This window comes from Aequorivita sinensis (genome assembly GCF_006346335.1).
Taxonomy (GTDB): domain Bacteria; phylum Bacteroidota; class Bacteroidia; order Flavobacteriales; family Flavobacteriaceae; genus Aequorivita; species Aequorivita sinensis.
In genome coordinates this window covers 1-5,782 of sequence record NZ_VDMC01000028.1, presented here as the reverse complement: position 1 = coordinate 5,782, position 5,782 = coordinate 1, and the positions used below count along the sequence as shown (strand labels likewise).

Here is a 5,782-nt window from a genome sequence, read left to right as displayed (position 1 = left end):
AGTTTAGGGCAAAAAAAAACCTTCATCAAGTAAATGATGAAGGTTTTAAAGGAAGGCGGCGACCTACTCTCCCACAGGATTGCAGTACCATCGGCGCAAACGGGCTTAACTTCTCTGTTCGGAATGGTAAGAGGTGAGCCCCGTCGCTATAACCACCTTAGTTTTAAGTTAGGAGTAAAGCTAAGCTTGACTCTTAACTTCTAGCCATTGGCTAGAAAATATCGTGACATATTGTAATGTAAACAATAGGAAAAAAGTGAATTTACTACTATAAAGAGTTGCGTTCCCCGCCGAGGCGGGGAAAGCGATGTACATAAGCTTATGGGCTATTAGTATCACTCGGCTGAGACATTACTGCCTTTACACCTATGACCTATCAACGTGGTAGTCTCCCACGGCCCTTTAAAGAAATCTCATCTTGTGGTGGGTTTCGCGCTTATATGCTTTCAGCGCTTATCCCTTCCCGACGTAGCTACCCAGCGGTGCTCCTGGCGGAACAACTGGTACACCAGCGGTCAGTCCAACTCGGTCCTCTCGTACTAGAGTCAGATCCACTCAAATTTCTTACGCCCACTGTAGATAGAGACCGAACTGTCTCACGACGTTCTGAACCCAGCTCGCGTGCCACTTTAATGGGCGAACAGCCCAACCCTTGGGACCTTCTCCAGCCCCAGGATGTGACGAGCCGACATCGAGGTGCCAAACCCCCCCGTCGATGTGAGCTCTTGGGGGAGATCAGCCTGTTATCCCCGGCGTACCTTTTATCCTTTGAGCGATGGCCCTTCCATGCGGAACCACCGGATCACTATGCTCTACTTTCGTACCTGATCGACTTGTAGGTCTCTCAGTCAAGCTCCCTTATGCCATTGCACTCTACACACGATTGCCAACCGTATTGAGGGAACCTTTAGAAGCCTCCGTTACTCTTTTGGAGGCGACCACCCCAGTCAAACTACCCACCAAGCACTGTCCCCTTAAAAAAGGGTTAGACTCTAGACAAGCAAAGGGTGGTATTTCAACAATGACTCCACGACGCCTGGCGACGCCACTTCAAAGTCTCCCACCTATCCTACACATTGCTTATCCAAAACCAATACTAAGCTATAGTAAAGGTGCACGGGGTCTTTTCGTCCCACAGCGGGTAACCGGCATCTTCACCGATACTACAATTTCACCGAGCTCATGGCTGAGACAGTGTCCAGATCGTTGCACCATTCGTGCAGGTCGGAACTTACCCGACAAGGAATTTCGCTACCTTAGGACCGTTATAGTTACGGCCGCCGTTTACTGGGGCTTCAATTCAATGCTTCGCAAATGCTAACATCTCCTCTTAACCTTCCAGCACCGGGCAGGTGTCAAGCCTTATACATCATCTTTCGATTTAGCAAAGCTCTGTGTTTTTGATAAACAGTCGCCTGGACTCTTTCACTGCGGCCCCCCCGGAGGGGGGCGACGCTTCTCCCGAAGTTACGCGTCTATTTTGCCTAGTTCCTTAGCCATGAATCTCTCGAGCTCCTTAGAATTCTCATCCCAACCACCTGTGTCGGTTTGGGGTACGGGCTGCTTCACTCGCTTTTCTTGGAAGTCGATCCTCAGGATTATCACCTTGGCCGAAGCCTCAGTGTACTATCGCCGTGTTACCACTGGCTTCAACGTGCTATTCCGTCAGCACGCACCTAATTTTCGCCTCCGTCACTTTTAACGTGAGCAGGTACAGGAATATTAACCTGTTGTCCATCCACTACCCCTTTCGGGTTCGCGTTAGGCCCCGACTAACCCTCAGCTGATTAGCATAGCTGAGGAAACCTTGGTCTTTCGGAGTGCGGGTTTCTCGCCCGCATTATCGTTACTTATGCCTACATTTTCTTTTCTGTACGCTCCAGCATACCTCGCAGTACACCTTCAACGCAAACAGAATGCTCCCCTACCACTTAATAAATTAAGTCCATAGCTTCGGTAGTATGTTTATGCCCGATTATTATCCATGCCGGATCGCTCGACTAGTGAGCTGTTACGCACTCTTTAAATGAATGGCTGCTTCCAAGCCAACATCCTAGCTGTCTGTGCAATCCAACCGCGTTTTTTCAACTTAACATACATTTGGGGACCTTAGCTGATGGTCTGGGTTCTTTCCCTCTCGGACATGGACCTTAGCACCCATGCCCTCACTGCTGATTAACATTTTATAGCATTCGGAGTTTGTCAGGAATTGGTAGGCGGTGAAGCCCCCGCATCCAATCAGTAGCTCTACCTCTATAAAACTATAAATCAACGCTGCACCTAAATGCATTTCGGGGAGTACGAGCTATTTCCGAGTTTGATTGGCCTTTCACCCCTACCCTCAGGTCATCCCAAGACTTTTCAACGTCAACGGGTTCGGTCCTCCATTTAGTGTTACCTAAACTTCAACCTGCCCAAGGGTAGATCACACGGTTTCGCGTCTACTACTACCAACTAAAACGCCCTATTCAGACTCGCTTTCGCTGCGGCTCCAATTCTTAGAATTTTAACCTCGCTGGCAACAGTAACTCGTAGGCTCATTATGCAAAAGGCACGCCGTCACCAATAAATTGGCTCCGACCGCTTGTAAGCGTATGGTTTCAGGTTCTATTTCACTCCGTTATTCACGGTTCTTTTCACCTTTCCCTCACGGTACTAGTTCACTATCGGTCTCTCAGGAGTATTTAGCCTTGGCGGATGGTCCCGCCAGATTCATACAGGGTTTCACGTGCCCCGCACTACTCAGGATACCACTATCGGTAACTGTCCTTACTAATACCGGGCTATCACCGTCTATGGCCACGCTTTCCAACGTGTTCTTATTCGTAAAGCACCAAATGTCGTGGTCCTACAACCCCAATATTGCCGTAACAATATTGGTTTGGGCTAATCCGAGTTCGCTCGCCGCTACTATCGGAATCACTATTGTTTTCTCTTCCTCCGGGTACTTAGATGTTTCAGTTCCCCGGGTTTGCCTCCTTGCGGATACCATATCTTCAATATGGTGGGTTGCCCCATTCGGATACCTGCGGATCAACTTGTATGTGCCAATCCCCGCAGCTTTTCGCAGCTTATCACGTCCTTCATCGCCTCTGAGAGCCTAGGCATTCCCCATACGCTCTTATTTTGCTTATTGTACTTTTTTGCTCTTTAATGAGTTTATTCATTGCTTAATAAATGATCAATTAACCAAAGGTCAACAACCAAATACTAAGACTTTTATTACTTTTCTCGTATTCTTTAATTACAATATGTCAATGAACTGTCTGGAACTCCCCTTTACACCCCGCAAGCATTATGAAAATAGCTCTTTGGTACTAGTAAAAGTGGATTATATCCGTGGTGGAGAATATCGGAGTCGAACCGATGACCTCCTGCGTGCAAGGCAGGCGCTCTAGCCAGCTGAGCTAATCCCCCATTTTTTGAAATTCAGAATTATGAATTCAGAATTACGAATAATGAAGTAATCTCGCTTCAACTTCTAAAATTTCCTTTCAATATGTGTCTATGAACGTATATTTCCGAAGAAATACCTCTTTTTCAATAATCGATCTCGATTTGTGTTTCAGTTTCGATTTCAATCGTAGTCTCAGGCAGACGCCCTTCCATGCGTCGCTCTGGCGACTTACTCAGGATAAACTTCTCGCCTATCTTCGACTTGTAGTCTCAGGCAGACTCGAACTGCCGACCTCTACATTATCAGTGTAGCGCTCTAACCAGCTGAGCTATGAGACTGTTTTAGTCTTTAAGCTGGTAGTTGGCAGTTGGTAGTGGTACTACCCTCTAAAAACTACTTCACTACAGACTTTAATATTATAAAATTGACAGCTAAACCAAGCGAAACTCCTTCTTTTTATATAAAGAGTGTCTCTTTGTTGAATATTCGGTCGTCTTTCTCTAGAAAGGAGGTGTTCCAGCCGCACCTTCCGGTACGGCTACCTTGTTACGACTTAGCCCCAGTTACCAGCTTCACCCTAGGCCGCTCCTTGCGGTGACGGACTTCAGGTGCTTCCAGCTTCCATGGCTTGACGGGCGGTGTGTACAAGGCCCGGGAACGTATTCACCGGATCATGGCTGATATCCGATTACTAGCGATTCCAGCTTCACGGGGTCGAGTTGCAGACCCCGATCCGAACTGAGACAGGTTTTGTGGATTCGCTCCTACTTGCGTAGTGGCTGCCCATTGTACCTGCCATTGTAGCACGTGTGTGGCCCAGGACGTAAGGGCCGTGATGATTTGACGTCATCCCCACCTTCCTCACGGTTTGCACCGGCAGTCTTGTTAGAGTTCCCGACTTGACTCGCTGGCAACTAACAACAGGGGTTGCGCTCGTTATAGGACTTAACCTGACACCTCACGGCACGAGCTGACGACAACCATGCAGCACCTTGTAATCTGTCCGAAGAAAAGACTGTTTCCAATCCTGTCAGACTACATTTAAGCCCTGGTAAGGTTCCTCGCGTATCATCGAATTAAACCACATGCTCCACCGCTTGTGCGGGCCCCCGTCAATTCCTTTGAGTTTCATTCTTGCGAACGTACTCCCCAGGTGGGATACTTATCACTTTCGCTTGGCCACCCAGCTCACCAATGTGAGCCGGACAGCTAGTATCCATCGTTTACGGCGTGGACTACCAGGGTATCTAATCCTGTTCGCTCCCCACGCTTTCGTCCATCAGCGTCAATACGTTGTTAGTGACCTGCCTTCGCAATCGGTATTCTATGTGATATCTAAGCATTTCACCGCTACACCACATATTCTAGCCACTTCACAACGATTCAAGACAACCAGTATCAATGGCAATTCTACAGTTGAGCTGCAGACTTTCACCACTGACTTAATTGCCCGCCTACGGACCCTTTAAACCCAATGATTCCGGATAACGCTCGGACCCTCCGTATTACCGCGGCTGCTGGCACGGAGTTAGCCGGTCCTTATTCTTACAGTACCGTCAAGCCACTACACGTAGTGGTGTTTCTTCCCGTAAAAAAGCAGTTTACAACCCATAGGGCATTCTTCCTGCACGCGGCATGGCTGGATCAGGCTCTCGCCCATTGTCCAATATTCCTCACTGCTGCCTCCCGTAGGAGTCTGGTCCGTGTCTCAGTACCAGTGTGGGGGATCCCCCTCTCAGGGCCCCTACCCATCGTAGCCTTGGTGTGCCGTTACCACACCAACAAGCTAATGGGACGCATGATCATCTTGTACCGATAAATCTTTAATTATAAAACAATGCCGTCTCATAATACTATGGGGCATTAATCCAAGTTTCCCTGGGCTATTCCCCTGTACAAGGCAGATTCCATACGCGTTACTCACCCGTGCGCCGGTCTCTATAATGCAAGCATTATATACCCCTCGACTTGCATGTGTTAGGCCTGCCGCTAGCGTTCATCCTGAGCCAGGATCAAACTCTTCATCGTATAATCTTCAATAATATTGCGACCATACTTCCATAAAGAGCTCGACTCTCAAAAAAATCTCAGAAAATCTCACTTAGTTTAGTTTCTTTGTTGACTAATTTCCTTTCGAAAATTAATCTACGCTGTCAATTTCAATATCTCAATGAACTTACCTTTATCCGAAAATAAAGATTCAATTTTTGACGATGGATCGGAGTCGAACCGATACTTATTTAACCTCTCATCTTGTCTATGAACACGCTTATTCGCTAAGCGGGTGCAAATATACAACTCTTTTTTAAACCTACAACACTTTGCAGAAAATAAATTAAAAAAGATTTGAAAGAACTTTTACGCTTCACCCTAAAACTAAAAAAA

Annotated in this window: 2 tRNA genes and 3 rRNA genes; all 5 read right to left on the bottom strand. The window is 47.3% G+C overall.

From position 1 onward, the window contains the following. Window positions 1-50: 50 nt before the first annotated feature. Window positions 51-160 (bottom strand): 5S ribosomal RNA (gene rrf / locus FHP04_RS13975). A 149-nt stretch (window positions 161-309) separates the two neighbouring features. After that, window positions 310-3,136 (bottom strand): 23S ribosomal RNA (locus FHP04_RS13970). 204 nt (window positions 3,137-3,340) lie between these two features. Beyond that, a tRNA-Ala gene (locus FHP04_RS13965) sits at window positions 3,341-3,417 on the bottom strand. A 244-nt stretch (window positions 3,418-3,661) separates the two neighbouring features. Next, window positions 3,662-3,735 (bottom strand) — tRNA-Ile (locus FHP04_RS13960). Window positions 3,736-3,901: 166 nt separating this feature from the next. Continuing rightward, a 16S ribosomal RNA gene (locus FHP04_RS13955) occupies window positions 3,902-5,425 on the bottom strand. The 16S, 23S and 5S rRNA genes sit together here with 2 tRNA genes alongside, the layout of an rRNA operon. Window positions 5,426-5,782: the final 357 nt, after the last annotated feature.